Source organism: Qipengyuania sp. Mu-71 (assembly GCF_036867055.1).
In the GTDB taxonomy this organism is placed as follows: Bacteria; Pseudomonadota; Alphaproteobacteria; order Sphingomonadales; family Sphingomonadaceae; genus Qipengyuania; species Qipengyuania profunda.
On sequence record NZ_JBAJHR010000001.1, the window covers coordinates 1812370 to 1829269 of the forward strand.

At 66.0% G+C, this 16900-nt stretch carries 18 protein-coding genes; 12 read left to right on the forward strand and 6 right to left on the reverse strand.

Annotation, left to right across the window (positions count from 1 at the left end):
* Positions 1-273: 273 nt before the first annotated feature.
* Positions 274-1110, forward strand: coding sequence for an alpha/beta fold hydrolase (locus V6B15_RS08995; RefSeq protein ID WP_334200869.1), 837 nt, complete (start codon positions 274-276; stop codon positions 1108-1110).
* A gap of 74 nt (positions 1111-1184) precedes the next feature.
* Here V6B15_RS08995 and V6B15_RS09000 read toward each other — a convergent pair whose 3' ends face one another.
* Positions 1185-2324: a site-specific DNA-methyltransferase gene (locus V6B15_RS09000; RefSeq protein ID WP_334200870.1), complete on the reverse strand. Its 1140-nt coding sequence runs from the start codon at positions 2322-2324 to the stop codon at positions 1185-1187.
* A gap of 373 nt (positions 2325-2697) precedes the next feature.
* Between V6B15_RS09000 and V6B15_RS09005 the strand changes: the two genes are divergently transcribed.
* The 3 genes from V6B15_RS09005 (at position 2698) to V6B15_RS09015 (ending at position 3642) form a co-directional block, all read left to right on the forward strand.
* Entirely contained in the window at positions 2698-2892 is a 195-nt protein-coding gene (locus V6B15_RS09005) for a hypothetical protein (RefSeq protein WP_334200871.1), read from the forward strand.
* Positions 2893-3097: 205 nt separating this feature from the next.
* Positions 3098-3310: a cold-shock protein gene (locus tag V6B15_RS09010; RefSeq protein ID WP_253517780.1), complete on the forward strand. Its 213-nt coding sequence runs from the start codon at positions 3098-3100 to the stop codon at positions 3308-3310.
* Between the two features lie 77 nt (positions 3311-3387).
* Positions 3388-3642, forward strand: coding sequence for a hypothetical protein (locus V6B15_RS09015; RefSeq protein ID WP_253517784.1), 255 nt, complete (start codon positions 3388-3390; stop codon positions 3640-3642).
* Here the strand turns inward: V6B15_RS09015 and V6B15_RS09020 are convergent.
* Positions 3623-4264 carry a ribonuclease HII gene (locus V6B15_RS09020; protein ID WP_320180649.1) on the reverse strand — a complete coding sequence of 214 codons (642 nt, stop codon included), beginning with the start codon at positions 4262-4264 and terminating at the stop codon, positions 3623-3625. The genes V6B15_RS09015 and V6B15_RS09020 overlap by 20 nt on opposite strands.
* On the opposite strand from V6B15_RS09020, the gene V6B15_RS09025 reads away from it, so the two are divergent.
* The 6 genes from V6B15_RS09025 (at position 4263) to V6B15_RS09050 (ending at position 9412) form a co-directional block, all read left to right on the forward strand.
* Complete coding sequence (locus V6B15_RS09025; protein ID WP_334200872.1) at positions 4263-5438, forward strand: PQQ-dependent sugar dehydrogenase; 1176 nt, start codon at positions 4263-4265, stop codon at positions 5436-5438. The two genes, V6B15_RS09020 and V6B15_RS09025, sit on opposite strands and share 2 nt — an antisense overlap.
* Before the next feature lie 49 nt (positions 5439-5487).
* On the forward strand, positions 5488-6009 hold the full coding sequence (locus V6B15_RS09030; RefSeq protein ID WP_253517826.1) for a GNAT family N-acetyltransferase: 522 nt from the start codon (positions 5488-5490) through the stop codon (positions 6007-6009).
* 293 nt (positions 6010-6302) lie between these two features.
* A complete protein-coding gene (locus V6B15_RS09035; protein ID WP_334200873.1) occupies positions 6303-6851 on the forward strand; it encodes a DUF1285 domain-containing protein in 549 nt (182 codons plus the stop codon).
* Positions 6848-7453, forward strand: coding sequence for a CoA pyrophosphatase (locus tag V6B15_RS09040; RefSeq protein ID WP_334200874.1), 606 nt, complete (start codon positions 6848-6850; stop codon positions 7451-7453). Before V6B15_RS09035 ends, V6B15_RS09040 begins: the two co-directional genes overlap by 4 nt.
* A complete protein-coding gene (locus V6B15_RS09045) occupies positions 7446-8624 on the forward strand; it encodes a CCA tRNA nucleotidyltransferase (protein ID WP_334200875.1) in 1179 nt (392 codons plus the stop codon). Before V6B15_RS09040 ends, V6B15_RS09045 begins: the two co-directional genes overlap by 8 nt.
* Before the next feature lie 227 nt (positions 8625-8851).
* Positions 8852-9412 (forward strand): hypothetical protein, encoded by a 561-nt coding sequence (locus V6B15_RS09050; RefSeq protein WP_334200876.1) that lies wholly within the window; start codon positions 8852-8854, stop codon positions 9410-9412.
* A 152-nt stretch (positions 9413-9564) separates the two neighbouring features.
* Here V6B15_RS09050 and parC read toward each other — a convergent pair whose 3' ends face one another.
* Positions 9565-11865, reverse strand: coding sequence for a DNA topoisomerase IV subunit A (gene parC / locus V6B15_RS09055; protein ID WP_334200877.1), 2301 nt, complete (start codon positions 11863-11865; stop codon positions 9565-9567).
* Positions 11866-11963: 98 nt separating this feature from the next.
* Here parC and V6B15_RS09060 point away from each other — a divergent pair, with 98 nt between their 5' ends.
* Entirely contained in the window at positions 11964-12521 is a 558-nt protein-coding gene (locus V6B15_RS09060) for a type 1 glutamine amidotransferase domain-containing protein (RefSeq protein WP_334200878.1), read from the forward strand.
* 94 nt (positions 12522-12615) lie between these two features.
* Complete coding sequence (locus V6B15_RS09065; RefSeq protein ID WP_334200879.1) at positions 12616-14325, forward strand: mechanosensitive ion channel family protein; 1710 nt, start codon at positions 12616-12618, stop codon at positions 14323-14325.
* 8 nt (positions 14326-14333) lie between these two features.
* Here the strand turns inward: V6B15_RS09065 and V6B15_RS09070 are convergent, their stop codons facing one another.
* The 3 genes from V6B15_RS09070 to V6B15_RS09080 all read right to left on the reverse strand — a co-directional run bounded on the left by V6B15_RS09070 (position 14334) and on the right by V6B15_RS09080 (position 16824).
* A complete protein-coding gene (locus V6B15_RS09070) occupies positions 14334-14660 on the reverse strand; it encodes a 2Fe-2S iron-sulfur cluster-binding protein (RefSeq protein WP_334200880.1) in 327 nt (108 codons plus the stop codon).
* A complete protein-coding gene (locus V6B15_RS09075; RefSeq protein ID WP_334200881.1) occupies positions 14657-15733 on the reverse strand; it encodes a cysteine desulfurase family protein in 1077 nt (358 codons plus the stop codon). Before V6B15_RS09075 ends, V6B15_RS09070 begins: the two co-directional genes overlap by 4 nt.
* 98 nt (positions 15734-15831) lie before the next feature.
* Complete coding sequence (locus V6B15_RS09080) at positions 15832-16824, reverse strand: cysteine desulfurase family protein (RefSeq protein ID WP_442969016.1); 993 nt, start codon at positions 16822-16824, stop codon at positions 15832-15834.
* Between the last annotated feature and the right edge of the window lie 76 nt (positions 16825-16900).

Genomic DNA, 16900 nt, shown 5'->3' on the forward strand with positions numbered 1-16900 from the left:
GGGCCTGCCATTTCACCACCGCAAGTTGAGCTGGCGCGCGCGGCGCCGATGGGTTTGATTACGACGTCCTGTGCGAAGTGCCAGAAGGCCCAGCCATATCCGTTTCACGCGCTGCTTGGTGCTGTGCATTCGTAATTACTGCGCACGCCGACAATTAGCCGCGGAAACGACACCCGACAGGCGTATCCTGCCCCCTGCGACTCGGGCCGAAAGCGGCCGGTCGCCACCCATGCTTGCCGTATTTCACCCTCCCACACGCAAAGGAGACCGGAAATGCCGTTTGTCACCACTCAGGACGATGTCGAAATCTTCTACAAGGATTGGGGCCCTGCAGAGGCGCAGCCGATCGTGTTCCATCATGGCTGGCCGCTCAGTTCCAACGACTGGGACGCGCAGATGCTGTTCTTCCTGTCGCATGGCTTCCGCGTCGTCGCGCATGACCGCCGCGGGCACGGCCGCTCGGCGCAGGTCGATCACGGTCACGACATGGACCATTATGCCGCGGATGCGGCAGCCGTGGCGGCCGCGCTCGACCTGCGCAATGCGGTGCATATCGGCCATTCGACCGGCGGCGGCGAAGTTGCGCGCTATGTCGCGCGCCATGGCGAGCCCGAGGGGCGCGTGGCGAAGGCGGTGCTCGTCGCCGCGGTCCCGCCGCTGATGCTGAGAACCGACGACAATCCGGAAGGCACGCCGCGCGAGGTGTTCGACGGTTTCCGCGCCGCGCTGGCGGGCAATCGCGCGCAATTCTTCCGCGACGTTCCCGCGGGCCCGTTCTACGGCTTCAACCGCGAGGATGCGGAAGCGATGGAAGGCGTCATCCAGAACTGGTGGCGCCAGGGCATGATGGGCGGCGCCAAGGCGCATTACGACGGGATCGAGGCGTTCTCCGAAACCGACCAGACCGGGGATCTGCAGGCGATCACCGTGCCCACGCTGGTGCTGCACGGCGAAGACGACCAGATCGTGCCGATCGCCGCCTCGGCCCACAAGGCAATCGACCTGCTCGCGAACGGCACGCTCAAGACCTACCCCGGCCTGTCGCACGGCATGCTGACGGTGAATGCCGACCGGCTCAACGCGGACATGCTGGAATTCATCACCGGCTAGAGGCGTCGCGCCCCCCGGCCTGCCAGGCGGCCCGGGGAGATGTGCGCGCTATCCGGCGAGGCCGCGAAAGAAGATCAGTCCTCCACCGCGAGCAAATACAGCTGCCGCGCGGCGTCGATCGACTTGGCTTCTCCTTCGACTTCGTAGTGCCAGAAGGTCCAGCCGTTGCAGCTGGGCGCGCCTTGCAAGTCCTTGCCGAGGCCGTGGATGCTGCCGGTCTGTTTCTCATGCGCGAGCGAGCCGTCGGCGCGGACGGTGGCGGTCCAGCGGCGTTTCTTGTCGAACACCTTGGTGCCGGGCTTGATGAAGCCGTTTTCGACCAGCGCACCGAAGGCCACCTTGGGCGCGCTGCGGCCCGCCTGCATCGTGGTGAGCGCGCTTTCGTCGAGCGGGAGCTCCTTCTCGATCCGCTTGATCGCGGCGTCACGGTAATTGCCTTCGCGTTCGCAGCCGATCCATTCGCGCCCCAGCCGCTTGGCCACCGCGCCGGTGGTACCGGTGCCGAAGAAGGGATCGAGCACCACGTCGCCGCGCTCGGTGGTGGAGAGCAGCACGCGGTAGAGCAGGCTTTCGGGCTTCTGCGTCGGGTGGACCTTGTGGCCGCCTTCCTTCAGCCGCTCCGCGCCGTTGCAGATCGGCAGCACCCAGTCGCTGCGCATCTGCAATTCGTCGTTCAGCGTCTTCATCGCGCGGTAGTTGAAGTGGTACTTGGCCTTCTCGCCCTGGCTGCACCACAGCAGCGTTTCATGCGCATTGGTGAAGCGCGTGCCGCGGAAATTGGGCATCGGGTTCGATTTGCGCCAGACGATGTCGTTGAGGATCCAGAAGCCCAGGTCCTGCAGGATCGCGCCGACGCGGTAGATGTTGTGATAGCTGCCGATCACCCACAGCCCGCCATCGGGCTTGAGCACGCGCTTGGCCTCGGTCAGCCATTCGCGGGTGAAATCGTCGTAGATCTTGAAACTGTCGAACTGGTCCCAGTGATCGGTCACCGCATCGACATGGCTGCCGTCGGGCCGGTTGAGATCGCCGCCGAGCTGGAGATTGTAGGGCGGGTCGGCGAAGACGAGGTCCACGCTCGCATCGGGAAGCCGGCGCATGGCGGCCACGCAATCGCCATCGAGGATCTGCCCCAGCGGGAGCAGTTCCTTCGGCGTTTGCGCCGGTTTTACAGCCGCTTTGACGCGACTCTTCGTGGTCTCGATGACCCCCATGATATGCTTCCCTGTCCTGACTTATCCACAGGGTGAGTCCAAACGGAGTCGCGGTCAAGCACCAATATTCCGCGCGCTAGGAGGTGCGGCGGAATGCGCAGAGAGAACAGAAGGTGTCCGCTACAACATGTTGAGTCCCCGGCGAATCTGCGGACTCAAGATGCTGCGGTGTGGCCGCGAGGACTCTATCGCGCGGCCTTCGCAGCATTCCTTAGGCGATCGGCCTGCGCTGTGGTACAAGCGCTGCTGCTACCGGTCGCGAACGACGGGTCTGGGGGTCCCCTGGCAATGGGCACCCGCCTCCTTTCCGCCTTCTAGCTACAGCCCCCGCCACTCGGGCCGGGTTGTTGTGCTATCCGAAAGGAGCCTGCCCATGAAACTCGCCGACCGCCTGTCGAACCTGTTCCGCGTCTCGCGTCGCAAACAGGACCCCGCCCCCGCCAACGATGCCTTGCCCTGGGTTGGCAGCGATCCGGAAATCGACCGCCAGATTGCCGAATGGCATGCGCTGATCGAACACGGTCAACCGACCGCCGGAGCCACCGGCAGCGACCAGCCGCGCAAATAAGCGTTTGGTATCGGCAGGCGCGCGTGCTAGTGCACAATTGCTGACGTCGAATTATGCGACGGACTTCGGGTTTTGACGACCGCCGCTTGCTTTCAGTAGCCCCGGCGCAAACCAGACGACGACTTCCTTTCATTGGACGATTTTAAGCACGACCGCTCCACATGTTGTGGCGCGGCAACCTCTCGCGTTCTCGAAAGGAACCATCATGAGCAAGACCGGAACCGTAAAATTCTTCAACACCGACAAGGGCTATGGCTTCATCCAGCCCGACGACGGTTCGGACGACAGCTTCGTCCACATCAGCGCAGTGCAGGCCGCCGGCATGCAGTCGCTCGATAAGGAGCAGCGCCTCAATTACGAAGTCGAAACCGGCCGTAATGGCAAGGCAAGCGCCGTGAACCTCTCGGCTGCCGATTGATCTCACGCGGCCGCGCGGCGTCGTCCCAGCGGATGACGCCGCGCAGCCCATTCCTTCTGCAGCAACGGAGATGATCGATGGCGAATCCGACCTACGAATTCTATTCAACCCGTGCTGCCGAATCCGCAGCGGAGGCGAAGGCGGCGACGCTGGATAATGTCCGCGATCGCGCGCTGCGGTCCGAAGCGACCTGGCAGGCGCTTGCCGATCAGGCCCGCGCGGTAGCGCGGCAGCGCAAAAAGATCGAAACCGCCAAGGCCGAAGCGCGCGAGGCCGAAGCCCGCGATCTCGCCGAGCGCGAAGTCGGCGTCCCTACGCCACCCTACTCGTAAACAGATCCGCCTGCGCCACGGGCGCAAAACTGCGTCTGTGCAAGGGCGTGGGCCCATGCACGCGCAGCGCCTCGACATGTTCGGCGGTGCCATAGCCGGCATTGCGTTCCCACCCGTAATGCGGGTGCCGCGCGGCCGCAGCGCGCATCAGCGCGTCGCGATGTTCCTTGGCGAGGATCGAGGCCGCGCCAATACACCTCTCCTTGCCGTCACCGCCGACGATCGGCCGGGCCTGCGCCCAGCGCCACTCGGGATGTCGCCCGTGCGGGGTCATGTTCCCGTCGATCAGCACCGCTTCGGGTTCGCACCCCAGCGCCGCGACCAGCCGCGACACCGCCACGGTCATCGCCAGCATGGTCGCGTGGAAGATATTGAGCCGGTCGATCTCCGCCGGCTCCACCACCGCCAGGCCCCACGCACAGCGCGCCATGATCTGCGGCTCGAGCGCCGCGCGTTTCTTGGGCGAAAGCCGCTTGGAATCGTCGAGCCCGCCGGGGCATGGCTTGCATAGCACCACCGCGGCTGCGACAACCGGACCGGCCAGGGGCCCGCGCCCCGCCTCGTCGACGCCGATCACCAATGGCGCGGCACCAAGCCCTCGTTCGGGAGTTGCACTGAACATGAAAAAGACCTCAATCCTTGCCGCCACTTTATCGCCCCTCCTGCTCGCTTCAAGCTGCGGCTCCACCGGATCGGGGGATAGCCCGCCGACGCAGGCATCGCCTACGGGCGAGACCGGCGGCGCATGGGACGGCGGCTTCGTAACCACCGAACACGGGAGTTTCGCCGAACCATGGGCGGCGGCCTTCGTCCCGGGTACCGCGATGCTGTTCGTCACCGAAAAGGCGGGCACGGCAAAGATCGTCGACACGGCAAACGACCGGGTCATCCCCGTCACCGGCCTGCCCGAGGTCGATTACGGCGGTCAGGGCGGGCTTGGCGATGTCGCCTTCCTGCCGTCGCAAAGCGCCTCCACCATCGGTCGCCGTGCGATCTATCTCAGCTGGGCGGAAGCCGGCGCAGGCGATACGCGCGGCGCGGCCGTGGGCCGCGGCGAACTGGTCTGCGCAGCATCGGACAGCTGCCGCATCGACGGCCTCGAGGTCATCTGGCGGCAGACCCCCAAGGTTTCCGGACGCGGCCATTATTCGCACCGCCTCGTGCTGAGCCCCGACGAACAGCACCTGTTCGTCGCCAGCGGCGAACGCCAGAAACAGACCCCCGCGCAGGACAAGCAGAGCCATCTGGGCAAGATCGTCCGGCTCACCCTCGATGGCAGCCCCGCAGGCGACGGGGCGATCGACGGGGCGCTGCCCGATATCTGGTCGATGGGCCATCGCAACATCCTCGGCATCGACTTCGATGCGCAGGGGCAATTGTGGGAAGTCGAGCACGGCCCCAAGGGCGGCGACGAGCTCAATCTCGTCCGGCGCGGCCAGAACTACGGCTGGCCGGTGCGATCGAACGGGGTGAATTACGACGGCTCGGACATTCCCGACCATTCGGCCGATGACGGCTTTGCCAAGCCCGCAGTAAGCTGGACGCCGGTCATCGCGCCCGGAAACATGATCTTCTACTCCGGCGACCTGTTCGACGGACTGGCGGGCGATCTGCTGATCGCGGGCCTCAAGACCGAAGCGATCGTGCGCGTGGCGACCGATGGCGACACGGCGCGCGAGACCGCCCGTTACGATATGGGCAACCGTATCCGGCAGATCGTCGAAGGACCCGATGGTGCGCTGTGGGTGCTCGAAGACGGCGACGGCGGACGGCTGCTGGAACTTCGCCCCCGATAAGGCGAAATTGATCGACACCGGCCATGGGCAGCCCTAATCGGCGCGGCCCATGGCTAGCCTCGTCCCCCTTTCCGCAATCGATCCGGCGCTGGTCGAGCAATTGCTCGACGCGGCGTTCGGCGAGGAGCGGCATGCGCGCACCGCCTATCGCATCCGCGCGGGGATGGACTGGCTCGAAGGCGCGAGTTTCGCTGCGCTCGACGACGAGGATTACCTCGCCGGCACCATCCAGCTGTGGCCGGTGGCGCTGACCGACCCCAAGGGGCGCGCACATCCGATGATCATGGTCGGCCCGGTCGCGGTCATGCCCGGGCGGCAGGGCGAAGGCTTCGGCAAGGCGCTGATGGCCGCCAGCCTCGGCGCGATCGACGCAGGCTTCGAAGAGGGCGCAGCCCCGCTGCCGCAGGTGATGATCGGCGATCCCGACTATTACGACCGCTGGGGCTTCCTGGCCGATCATACGGGCGGCTGGCACTGCCCCGGCCCCTATGACCGGGACCGGCTGCTGGCGCGCACGGGCAATCCGGCGGTGCTGCCAGCCGAGGGCATGCTGGGGCCGTGGAATTCCTGATGCGTGCGGTCAGGACATCCGTCCTGACCTTGCTGTTCCGTCCCGCTCCCCCTCCCGGCCACCCAATAGAGTACCGTGCCGTGGGTGGCCGGGAGGGGGAGCGGGAGCGAACAGGGCGCAGCGACTGACGCAGTCAGCCGCGAACAGACGCCATTACCGCGTCGTCATCTCTGCGCAGGCAGGGATCCAGATAACCTCGCCTCTGGAGCCTGACGTGGAGTCATCTGGGCCCCGGCCTGCGCAGGAGCGACGGGGTATTGAGTGAGCGGGAGTGTTCTGCCATCGCTCGCGTCGTGCCTTACACTCCGCCCCCCGAACTTGCCGGAATGTCGCTGGCCCAGATCGCGGAGGCGGTTGCCGCGCGCAAGCTGCCCCCGGTCGAGCAATGGTCGCCGGAAAATGTCGACGACAGCCATATGCGCATCGCCGCCGATGGCACCTGGTATCACGAAGGGTCACCGATCAAGCGGGGGGGCATGGTCCGCGCCTTTGCCGGCCTGCTCAATCGCGAGGACGATGGCAGCTACTGGCTGGTCGTGCCCTACCAGAAGCTGTCGATCGCGGTGGACGATGCCTGTTTCATCGCGACCGACGTGTCCGAAACCGAAGGCGACCTCGCCTTCCGGCTCAACACCGACGAACTGGTGGTGGCGGGTCCGGGCCATGCAATCCGCGCGGCAGGCGATCCCGACAGCCCCGCACTCTATCTGCACGTGAGGCGCGGGTGCGAAGCGCGGCTCAACCGTTCGACCTATGAACAGCTCGCGCGCATTGCGCTGGCGCGGGGCGACGACTGGACCGTGGCCAGCGGCGGCGAAACCTACTCGCTCCTGCCCGCATGAGCGCGATCTTCGATCGGCTGACCGCGCTGTTCCAGCAGGGCCATACGCGCGAATTCGATGATCTCTTGTCCGACAGCCGTTTTGCCGATGCCAGCCGCACCGCCGACGCGGCCGTACTGATCGCAGTGACCGAACAGCCCAATCCGACCGTTCTCCTGACCCAGCGCCCACGCACCATGCGCGACCATCCCGGCCAGGTCGCCTTTCCCGGGGGCAAGCTCGACCATGGCGAGGACGCAGTGCAGGCGGCGCTGCGCGAAGCATGGGAAGAACTGTCGATCGAGCCCGAGCACGTGCGCCTGATCGGGACCACCGACCGCTACCAGACCGGGACCGGTTTCGACATCACCCCGGTGCTCGCCACGGTGCCGCATGACCTGCCCATCCGCCCCGATCCGCGCGAGGTCGAAAGCTGGTTCGAATGCCCGCTCGACAAGCTGATGGATGCGTCGCAATGGAGCCGCAATTCGGTATTCTGGAAAGGCGCGATGCGCGAATATCTCGAAATGGACCATGACGGCTACCGGATCTGGGGCGTTACCGCGGCGATCTGCTGGAACCTGTCGCGCCGGGTCGAATGGCTGCGGGCGCAGGATGACTGAGCACCTTCCGCAGGCCGAATGGACACAGCGTGCCAGCCTCGCGCGGCTGGTCGAGGCGCTGGGCGCGGAGGATCTGCGCTGGGTCGGCGGCTGCGTGCGCGACACGCTGCTGGGCTATCCCGCCAACGATATCGATGCCGCCACGCGCCACCTGCCCGCAACCGTGATCGATCGCTGCCGGTCGGCGGGCATCCGCACCGTGCCCACCGGGATCGACCACGGCACGGTGACAGCCATCCTCGAGGATGGCCCGGTCGAGATCACCACTCTGCGCCGCGATGTGGCGACCGATGGCCGGCGCGCGACGATCGCCTTTTCCGAAGAATGGCGCGACGATGCCGCGCGGCGCGATTTCACCATCAATGCGCTCTATGCCCACCCCGAAACGCTGGCGATCGACGACTATTTCGGCGGGCTGGACGATCTGTCCGCGCATCGCGTGCGCTTCATCGGCGATGCAGCAACCCGGATCCGCGAAGATCATCTGCGCATCCTGCGCTATTTCCGCTTCGCCACGCGCTTTGGCGACGATTGGGATGCGGAAGCGAGCCGCGCCTGCAGCGAGCTGGCGCCCACGCTCAAGGGCCTCAGCCGCGAACGCGTGGGCTGGGAGTTGCAGAACCTGCTCGCGCTGCCCGATCCCGCGGCCACGGTGGACCGGATGCGCGAATTGGGCGTGCTGCAGGAAGTGCTCCCCGAAAGCGGTCGGCGCGAGGTCGCGCAGCTCGCCCGGCTCGTCGATGCCGAACGCAGCGCCGCAATCGCCCCCGCTGCCATGCGCCGGATGGCGGCGCTGCTGCCCGCCATCGTTCCGGTCGCGGAAACGGTGGCTGCACGCCTGCGCCTCTCGCGCAGCCAGCGCGGCCGGCTGACCTGTATCGCCCGGCGCGAGCCGCAGGACGCAGCGCATCCGCAGGGGCTTGCCTATATGGTCGGGCGCGAATGCGCGGTGGACCGCCTGCTGATCGGCGGGGCCGATCCGGCCCCGATCATCGACTGGGAGGCCCCCGCCTTCCCGCTCAAGGGCGGCGAGATCGTCGCCCGCGGCGTCGCCAGGGGTCCCGAGGTCGCGCGCATATTGCAGTGCATCGAAAAGCGCTGGGTCGCGGAGCGTTTCCCCTCCCGCGAACGGGTCGAGCAACTGCTCGACGAAGAGCTCGCCGCGCGCTAAACCCCGCCTTCGCACGGCTTCAGCGTGGCTTAAGGTGCAATGCACCATAAATGCCCCGCGGTTGCGAAATGATGCAATCCGTGAAATAGAGAAGCCGTTCTCCCTTGGGGGACTGCGGGGGGCGCAGATCACCATTCTCGTCCGCTCTTTCCAGTTTAGTCGGCTCGATCGCGCGTTTCGCGTGTGGGAGAGCCGCGAGTTCCGAATAACAAGCCTTGGAGTTGCATATGAAAATCGCGAAACTGGCGCTCGCCGCCGTTGCCCTCACCACCACCGCCGCTGTCGCCCCGGGCGTCGCCACCGCGCAGGAAGCTGCCGCCGGTGTGACCGCTGGCGCGACCGTCTATGGCAATGACGGCGTCGAAATCGGCACCGTCGAAAGCGTCGAAGGCGAAACCGCGGTCCTCGTGGTCGACGGCATGAAGGCCCCGGTCCCGGCGGCTGCTTTCGGCACCGGTGAACAGGGCGCTACGCTCAACGCCACCAAGGCGCAGATCGTCGGCATGCTGCAGGCCGCGCATCAGGAAGCGATGGCCAAGCGCGACGCCGCGCTGGTTGTCGGCGCCGAAGCCGTGACCGCCAAGAATGCGCCGCTCGGCACCGTGCTCGAGATCGAAGGCGACAATGTCATCATCGCCCGCGGCGGTGACGAAACCAACAAGATCACGCTGCTGCGCGAACATTTCGCCGCTGCGCCCGACGGCGCGCTGATGGCGCTGATGACCAATGCCCAGATCGATGCCGCGATGGCTGCATCGGCCCCGGCTGCCGAAAGCGCTGGCGAATAATACGACAGCCCTTCAAGGGTCGCATGAAGGCCGGGGACGAGCGATCGTCTCCGGCTTTTTCTTTGGGTGCGTCTCTTCTGCGTGCGCTAGCGGCATCCGCCGCCAGCTTGCAGCAAGGTCAGGACGGATGTCCTGACCGCACCCCACAAACCTCAACCAAACTTGTTATCCCGCGGGAAGCCCTGCGGCGGGAGGCGGCCAGCGCCGCCGCGGGCGACTTTCCATTGCCACATCTCGCCCTCGGTGCGGGTGCGGTCGCCCTTGCCGCCCATCTGCCATGACAGGCCGTCCTCGAGCCGGAAGGTGGTCGCATCGGCCAGCCCGCCATCACGATAGCGTTGCAGCGTCACCCCCTGCCCGCGCGCGAGCTCGGGCAGTTCCTCGAGGTTGAACGCCACCAGTTTGCGATTGTCGCCGACCACCGCGACATGATCGTGCCCCTCGGCGATCGCGCGCGCGACGACCAGCTTCGCCCCGTCCTTGAGATTGACCACCTGGCGTCCCTTGCGCGTTTCGGCGAGCAGATCGTCGGTGGTCGCGCCGAAGCCCTTGCCGGTATCGGCGGCGAGCAGCAACCGCTGGCCCGGCTTGTGCACGATCACCGTCATGATCTGCGCGCTGGCGTCGATATCGAGCGTGTTGCGCACCGGTTCGCCAAAGCCGCGCGCGCCGGGCAGCTTGTCCGCGCCCAGCGTGAAGAACCGGCCCTTGTCGGTCGCCAGCAGCAATTTGTCGGTCGTCTGCGCGTGGAAGACGAAGGCCGGCCCGTCGCCCTCCTTGTATTTGAATTCCTGGTCGAGCGGCAGATGGCCCTTGGCCCCGCGGACCCAGCCCTTCTGCGACAGGATCACCGTCACCGGTTCCTTCTCGATCATCGCATCCATGCTGAATTCGACCGCGGGCGCCGCTTCCTCGATCGCGGTGCGGCGGCGGCCGAGCGCGGTGCCGGGGCCGTATTCCTTGCGCAGCGCACCCAGATCGCGCTTCAGTCGCGTGCGCTGGCGGGCGGGGGAACCGAGCAGCTTCTCGAGTTCGTCCTGCTCCTTGAGCAGATCGTCCTTCTCGCCGCGCAGCTGCATCTCTTCCAGCTTGCGCAACGACCGCAGCCGCATGTTGAGGATCGCCTCGACCTGCCGGTCGGTCAGCTTGAATTCCTCCATCATCACCGTTTTGGGATCGTCCTCGGTGCGGATGATCTCGATCACGCGGTCGAGGTTGAGGAAGGCGATGATATAGCCTTCGACCAGCTCCAGCCGCCGCGCGATCTGGTCGAGCCGGTGCTGGCTGCGCCGCTGGAGGATATCGATCTGGCTGGCGATCCAGTGGTTGAGCAGCTCCTTGAGCCCCATCACCATCGGCGTCCGGCTCGCGTCGAGCACGTTGAGATTGAGCCCGAAGCGCGTTTCCATATCGGTCAGCTTGTAGAGGCTTTCCTTGAGCAGGTCGGGATCGACATTGCGGCTGCGCGGAACCAGCACGATGCGGATCTGCTCGTCGCTTTCATCGCGGACATCCTCGAGGATCGGCAGCTTGCGATCGCCGATCGCAGCGGCGATCTGCTCGATCAGCTTGCCCTTGGCGACCTGGTAGGGGATTTCGCTGATGACCAGCTGCCATTGCCCGCCGCCAAGCCGCTCGATCCCCGCTTCGCGGTCCTCCGCCTTCTCGGCTTCGGCAGCGTGGAAGCTGCCACGCACGCGGAACGACCCGCGCCCGGTTTCATAGGCATTGGCGACTGTCGCCGCGCTTTCGGCGACGATCCCGCCGGTGGCGAAATCGGGACCCTTGAACAGTTCCATCAGCCGCGCATGTTCGACATGCGGATTGTCGATCACCTCGAGCGTCGCATCGACGATCTCGGCGACGTTGTGGCTCGGGATATTGGTTGCCATGCCCACCGCGATGCCACTGGCACCATTCGCCAGCAGGTTGGGGAACAGGCCGGGCATGATCTCCGGCTCTTCTTCCTCGTTATTGTAGGTCGGGATGAAATCGACCGTGCCCGCGTCGAGGCCTTCCATCAGGCGCATCGCGGTCTTCGTCAGGCGGGCTTCGGTATAGCGGTAGGCAGCGGCGTTATCGCCGTCGATATTGCCGAAATTACCCTGCCCTTCGACCAGCGGATACCGCAGCGAGAAATCCTGCGCGAGGCGGACCATCGCGTCATAGGCCGCGGTGTCGCCATGCGGGTGGTACTTGCCGATCACCTCGCCCACCACGCGCGCCGATTTCTTGAAGCCGCTGGAGGGATCAAGCTTGAGCTGGCGCATGGTCCACAGCAGCCGGCGGTGGACCGGCTTGAGCCCGTCGCGCAGGTCGGGCAGCGAGCGCGCGGTAATCGTGCTCAGCGCATAGACGAGATAACGCTCGGACAGCGCCGAATCGAACGGGGCATCGACGATCGCGTCGAACGGGTCTTTTTCACTGTCGAGAGTGGTGTCGTTAGCGGCCATGCGATCCGCCCTATCACCGCCATGCCCTACCTAGAAGAACGGAACGGTGCGCTTTCCCCACGCGTTGCAAGGGCAACATCAAATCAAGGAGTTCCCCTATGACAAAGCGCGTAATGATCCTCGCCACCGATGGCTTCGAACAGTCCGAACTGATGAAGCCCAAGGCCAATCTCGAAAAGGCCGGCATCGAAACCGAAGTCGTCAGCCTCGAGGAAGGCTCGATCCGCGGCTGGGACCAGAAGGACTGGGGCGAGAGCGTCGCGGTCGACAAGACGGTCGATGCGATCGAGAATTGCGATGGCTACGATGCGCTGCTGCTGCCGGGTGGCCAGATGAACCCCGATATCCTGCGCATGAACGAACGCGCGGTCGCCATCGTCCGCGAATTCGCCCTGGCGGACAAGCCGATCGCGGCGATCTGCCATGCCCCGTGGCTGCTGGCCGAAGCCGGCCTGATCGACGCCAAGACCGTCACCAGCTGGCCCTCGATCCGCACCGACCTCAAGAATGCGGGCGCCAATGTGGTCGACCAGGAAGTCGCCACCGACGGCAAGTTCATCACCAGCCGCAACCCCGACGACATCCCCGCCTTCAGCAAGGCGTTGATCGATATGCTGGGCGAAACCGTAGCGGATAGCGAACTCGAAGCCGCCTAAATCACACCATAATCCGAAGCATGACCCCGCTGCGCTCGCGTAGCGGGGTTTTGTTTGTTCGGGACCGATCCCAGCTGCGGTGCATTCGAACCGCATGGGGAATCGTTACACCAGCTTCATCCGCGTGCTCATCGCACTGTTCTACGCGCTGTTCGCCTTCCAAGCGGTTGCCCAGTCCGATCGTACGGTCGCGGAGGATTCGAAGGCCTTCGTCTATGAGGTGGAGCGGCTTGAGAACGGCACGCCCGCGGGCCGGATACCGCTCGATCTCGATACCCCGATGGGGCTCATGGAAAGCTTCATGGCCGCAGGCGAGGAGGGGGACTGGTCGCGCGCCTCCGCGGCGCTCGACCTGGCGAATGTCGATGCGGCGGAGCGCGATCCGGACCGCTTCGCCGCCCGACTCTACGACCTCATGCACCGGTCGGTCGCGTTCGACTGGGCCTTGCTGCCCGACCGCCCCGACGCGGTCGACACCACCACCACCTCGAAGGATCCGATGGCGGGGGTTGCGCGCCGTTCGCTGACCATCGGCCATCTCGAACTGGCCAATCGCACGGTCCCGATCCGGCTTGCCCGCGTGCAGACGCCGGGGGGCGAACCGGTGTGGGTCTTCAGCCGCCAGACGGTCGAGAATGTCCCCGCGCTCTACGATATTTACGGGCCAACCCGGTTCGAGAAGAGCCTGCCCCCCGTACTCCGCCAGCAGGCCTTCTGGACGCTGGCGTGGTGGGAAGCGATTGCGCTGCCGCTGATCCTGTTCGTGGGGGCGCTGGCGGCAGCGCTGACCTATGTGGGCATCGCTCGCTTGCGGCGCAGGCAGGAAGAGGATTCGCGGCTCTATGGCGTGTGGCAGGCGATCCACGTTCCCGCCACGCTGCTGGCCTTTGCAGGCACCTTTGCGCTGGTGCGTCTGACGCTGTTCCGCCTGTCGGGCCCGGTCAAGGATTTGCTCGATCCGCTCCAGCTGGTGCTGATCATCGCGGCCATCGTCGGTATCGCGCTGTCGGTGATCGAGGCGCTGTTCGATTTCGCGACCTCGCAGCGCACCGATGAACTCGAATCCCCCGAGAACAATCCCGACCGCAATTTCTATACCAAGATGAGCGCGATCCGGCGGATCGTGACCGTCATGATCCTGCTGGCCGGCATCGGCTTCCTGCTGGTCGCCAGCAATCTGTCGAGCACGCTGGGGTTCTCGATCATGGCCTCGGCGGGCATCCTCGGCCTCGTGCTGGCCTTTGCCGCGCGCAAGGTGCTGGGCGACATCATGGCGAGTGTGCAGATCGCTTTCGCCCAGACCGCGCGGATCGGCGATGCGATCCGTTATGACGGGCAATGGTGCTATGTCGAAAAGATCGGCTTCACCCATCTGCGGCTGCGCACCTGGGACGAACGCCGCCTGATCGCGCCGGTCAGCGATTTCACCAGCGACAGTTTCGAGAACTGGACCAAGCAGGAATCGCGGCTGATGATGCATGTCGAGCTCGAATTCGACAATCGTGCCGATGTCGAGGCGCTGCGCCGGCCGTTCCGCGAATTCGTCGAGAATGACGAGGATGTCGTCGATCCCGAAGACGCGAAATGCCAGGTCATCGCGCAGAACGCGCAGGCGATGACAGTGCGCTTCATGGCCCGCTCGACCGATCCGAAATGCGGGTGGGACATGCATTGCCGGCTGCGCGAACACATGCTGCGCGCCGCTTCGGAAATGGATGCTGCGGCCGAGCGCGAACCGGTCCCTGCCTATCTTCCCCGCGAACGCGAAGTGCGGATGGATCTGACGGCGGCCGAAGAAGGCTGACCGCCGGCCTAGCGGCTCATGTCGTAGCTTTCGGCAGGAATGCGCACTTTCAACCCGTCGAGTTCGGGGGTGAGGTCGATCTGGCAGGACAGGCGGCTGGTGCGCGCGACGCCGGCGGCGAGATCGAGCATGTCCTCTTCCTCCTCGCTGGCTTCATGGAGCCGGTCGAACCAGTGGGGTTCGACGATCACATGGCAGGTCGAACAGGCCATCTGGCCTTCGCAGGTCCCCTCGAGCGGGAGCCCCGCCGCCTGTGCCACGCGCAGGAGGTTGTCGCCGGGTTCGGCCTCGGCGGTCACCACCTCGTCGGTCGCGGTAACGAATTCGATCTTCACAGCCCTTGCGCCTCCGCTGCAGCGTTGATCTTGCCCGCCGCTTCCTCGATCTCTTCCATGGTGGTGTAGCGCCCGAAGCCGAGCCGGATCGAGCTTTTCGCCCCCCTGTCGGACAGGCCGATGGCCTTCAGCACGTGGCTGGGACGGCCCGAGCCGCTGGCGCAGGCACTACCGGCGGAAAACATCACGTCGCGGACATCGCTCATCAGCCGGTTCACATCGAGCCCCTCGCGGCGGATGTTGAGATTGCCGGGCCAGCGCGCGTCCTCGCTGCCGTTGAGCGTCCAGTCTCCGAACAGGCTGCGCGCGCGCGTCCAGAGCGCATCGATATGGTCGCGGTCCTGCTCCATCCGGTCCTTGGCCTCGGCCGCTGCCGCGCCCATCCCGGCGATCAGCGCGGGGCTGAGCGTGCCCGAACGCAGGCCGAATTCCTGCCCGCCGCCGGTCTGCACCTCGTGCAGATCGACCCCGTCGCGCAGCCACAGCGCACCGACGCCCTTGGGACCGTGGAACTTGTGCGCCGAAATCGCGATCATGTCCGCACCGGTCACTTCGATCCGGCCATAGGCCTGCACGGCGTCACACAGGAACAGCGCATTGTGCTGCTTGGCCTTGCGATGCCATTCGATCGTCGGCTGGATCGTGCCGATCTCGTTATTGACCTGCATCACGCAGACCAGCCGCGTGTCGGCGGGCAGGTCCTGCTTCGTATTGCACTGGCCGTTGCTGGCGACATTGAGCACATGGCTCTTGCCCGCGGCTTGCGCGGTATCGCCGACCGCCGAATGCTCGATCGCGGAATAGGACACGGTGCCGCCCTCGCCCGACCCGCGGATCGCGAGGTTGAGCGCCTCGGTCGCGCCCGAAGTGAAGATCACGCGGCCACCCGCAGGCAACAGCGCGGCGACCTGGTCGCGCGCGAGCTCGATCGCCGCCCTGGCCTGGCGCCCCATCCGGTGCGCGCTGTGCGGATTGCCGAAGCCGGTCCCGCCGGGTCCGTCGAGCCAGCGCAGCATCGCATCGCGCGCTTCGGGCGCGAGCGGGGTGGTGGCCTGGTAGTCGAGATAGATCACGGACTTCTCATACAGTCATTGCGCGCAAAGCGAAGCCACCCGGTCCAGGCGGGACGGGATTGCCGCGGCGCCTGCGGCCACCCGCAAGGGCTGGTCGGCTATGCACCGGCCAGATCAAGCCAGACCTCGCAGAAGCGTTCCACCTCGGCGCGGGTCGTGTTCCAGCCCAACGACACGCGGATGGTATTGGCGGCGATCTCGGGTTCGACCTGCATCGCTTCGAGCACGCGGCTGGTCTTCATCGTCCCGCTGGAGCACGCGCTGCCTTGCGACACCGCGATGCCCGCCATGTCGAAGCGCATGACCTGCGCGGTGGCGCTCATCTTCGGCATGGCGATTGCGCGGATATAGGGGGTCGGGTCGGACAGGCGGTCCGCCAGCCATGTGCCGCCGATCCTGCGGCATTCCCCGGCCAGCGCATCCAGCGGTGCGAGTACCTGCGGATCGACATAGAGATCACCGCACGCCTCGAGCGCTGCCGCCATGCCCATCACGCCGGGCATGTTCTCGGTCCCGCGCCGATAGCCGCGCTCCTGCCCGCCGGAAGGGGCAATCATCGCATAGTCCTTCACCAGCAACGCACCGACGCCGATCGGCCCGCCGAACTTGTGCGCGGAGATGATCGCCATGTCACAGGACGGCAGCGCGAAACGGCCCGCACCTTGCGCGCAATCGGCGAGCAGCAGCCCCCCGGCCTGGTGGACGATACCACCGATGGCGGCGAGATCCTGGCGATTGCCGGTTTCCGAATTGACCTGCTGCACCGCCACGAGTGGGCGTTCGCGCTGGACTGCCTCGGTCAGCACCTCGAGATCGAGCGCGCCGTCGCTGCGCACCGGCAGGCGTTCCGCGGCAGGGACGGCCTGCAGCACGCAGTCATGTTCGACCGAGGCCACCAGGCGCGCACCAGCCTGCGCATGGCCCAGCGCCAGCGCCGCCGCCTCGCTTGCGCCCGAAGTGAAGATCACCTCGCCGTCCCAGCCAAGCGCGGCCTTCACCCGCTCGCGCGCGTCTTCGAGCAGGCTGCGCGCCTTGCGCCCGGCGGCGTGCGGGCTGCTCGGATTGGCCCAGAGCGCAAAGCCATCCTGCATCGCCTGCAGCGCTTCGGGGCGCAGCGGCGTGGTGGCAGCATGGTCGAGATAGATGGGCGTGGAAATGGCGGATGCT

What these genes read in the sequence shown, in the direction of transcription:
- V6B15_RS08995 (WP_334200869.1), top strand. Translation starts at nt 274, where the DNA reads ATGCCGTTTGTCACCACTCAGGACGATGTCGAAATCTTCTACAAGGAT.
- V6B15_RS09000 (WP_334200870.1), bottom strand. Translation starts at nt 2,324, where the DNA reads ATGGGGGTCATCGAGACCACGAAGAGTCGCGTCAAAGCGGCTGTAAAA.
- V6B15_RS09005 (WP_334200871.1), top strand. Translation starts at nt 2,698, where the DNA reads ATGAAACTCGCCGACCGCCTGTCGAACCTGTTCCGCGTCTCGCGTCGC.
- V6B15_RS09010 (WP_253517780.1), top strand. Translation starts at nt 3,098, where the DNA reads ATGAGCAAGACCGGAACCGTAAAATTCTTCAACACCGACAAGGGCTAT.
- V6B15_RS09015 (WP_253517784.1), top strand. Translation starts at nt 3,388, where the DNA reads ATGGCGAATCCGACCTACGAATTCTATTCAACCCGTGCTGCCGAATCC.
- V6B15_RS09025 (WP_334200872.1), top strand. Translation starts at nt 4,263, where the DNA reads ATGAAAAAGACCTCAATCCTTGCCGCCACTTTATCGCCCCTCCTGCTC.
- V6B15_RS09020 (WP_320180649.1), bottom strand. Translation starts at nt 4,264, where the DNA reads ATGTTCAGTGCAACTCCCGAACGAGGGCTTGGTGCCGCGCCATTGGTG.
- V6B15_RS09030 (WP_253517826.1), top strand. Translation starts at nt 5,488, where the DNA reads ATGGCTAGCCTCGTCCCCCTTTCCGCAATCGATCCGGCGCTGGTCGAG.
- V6B15_RS09040 (WP_334200874.1), top strand. Translation starts at nt 6,848, where the DNA reads ATGAGCGCGATCTTCGATCGGCTGACCGCGCTGTTCCAGCAGGGCCAT.
- V6B15_RS09045 (WP_334200875.1), top strand. Translation starts at nt 7,446, where the DNA reads ATGACTGAGCACCTTCCGCAGGCCGAATGGACACAGCGTGCCAGCCTC.
- V6B15_RS09050 (WP_334200876.1), top strand. Translation starts at nt 8,852, where the DNA reads ATGAAAATCGCGAAACTGGCGCTCGCCGCCGTTGCCCTCACCACCACC.
- parC (WP_334200877.1), bottom strand. Translation starts at nt 11,865, where the DNA reads ATGGCCGCTAACGACACCACTCTCGACAGTGAAAAAGACCCGTTCGAC.
- V6B15_RS09060 (WP_334200878.1), top strand. Translation starts at nt 11,964, where the DNA reads ATGACAAAGCGCGTAATGATCCTCGCCACCGATGGCTTCGAACAGTCC.
- V6B15_RS09065 (WP_334200879.1), top strand. Translation starts at nt 12,616, where the DNA reads ATGGGGAATCGTTACACCAGCTTCATCCGCGTGCTCATCGCACTGTTC.
- V6B15_RS09080 (WP_442969016.1), bottom strand. Translation starts at nt 16,824, where the DNA reads ATGCAGGATGGCTTTGCGCTCTGGGCCAATCCGAGCAGCCCGCACGCC.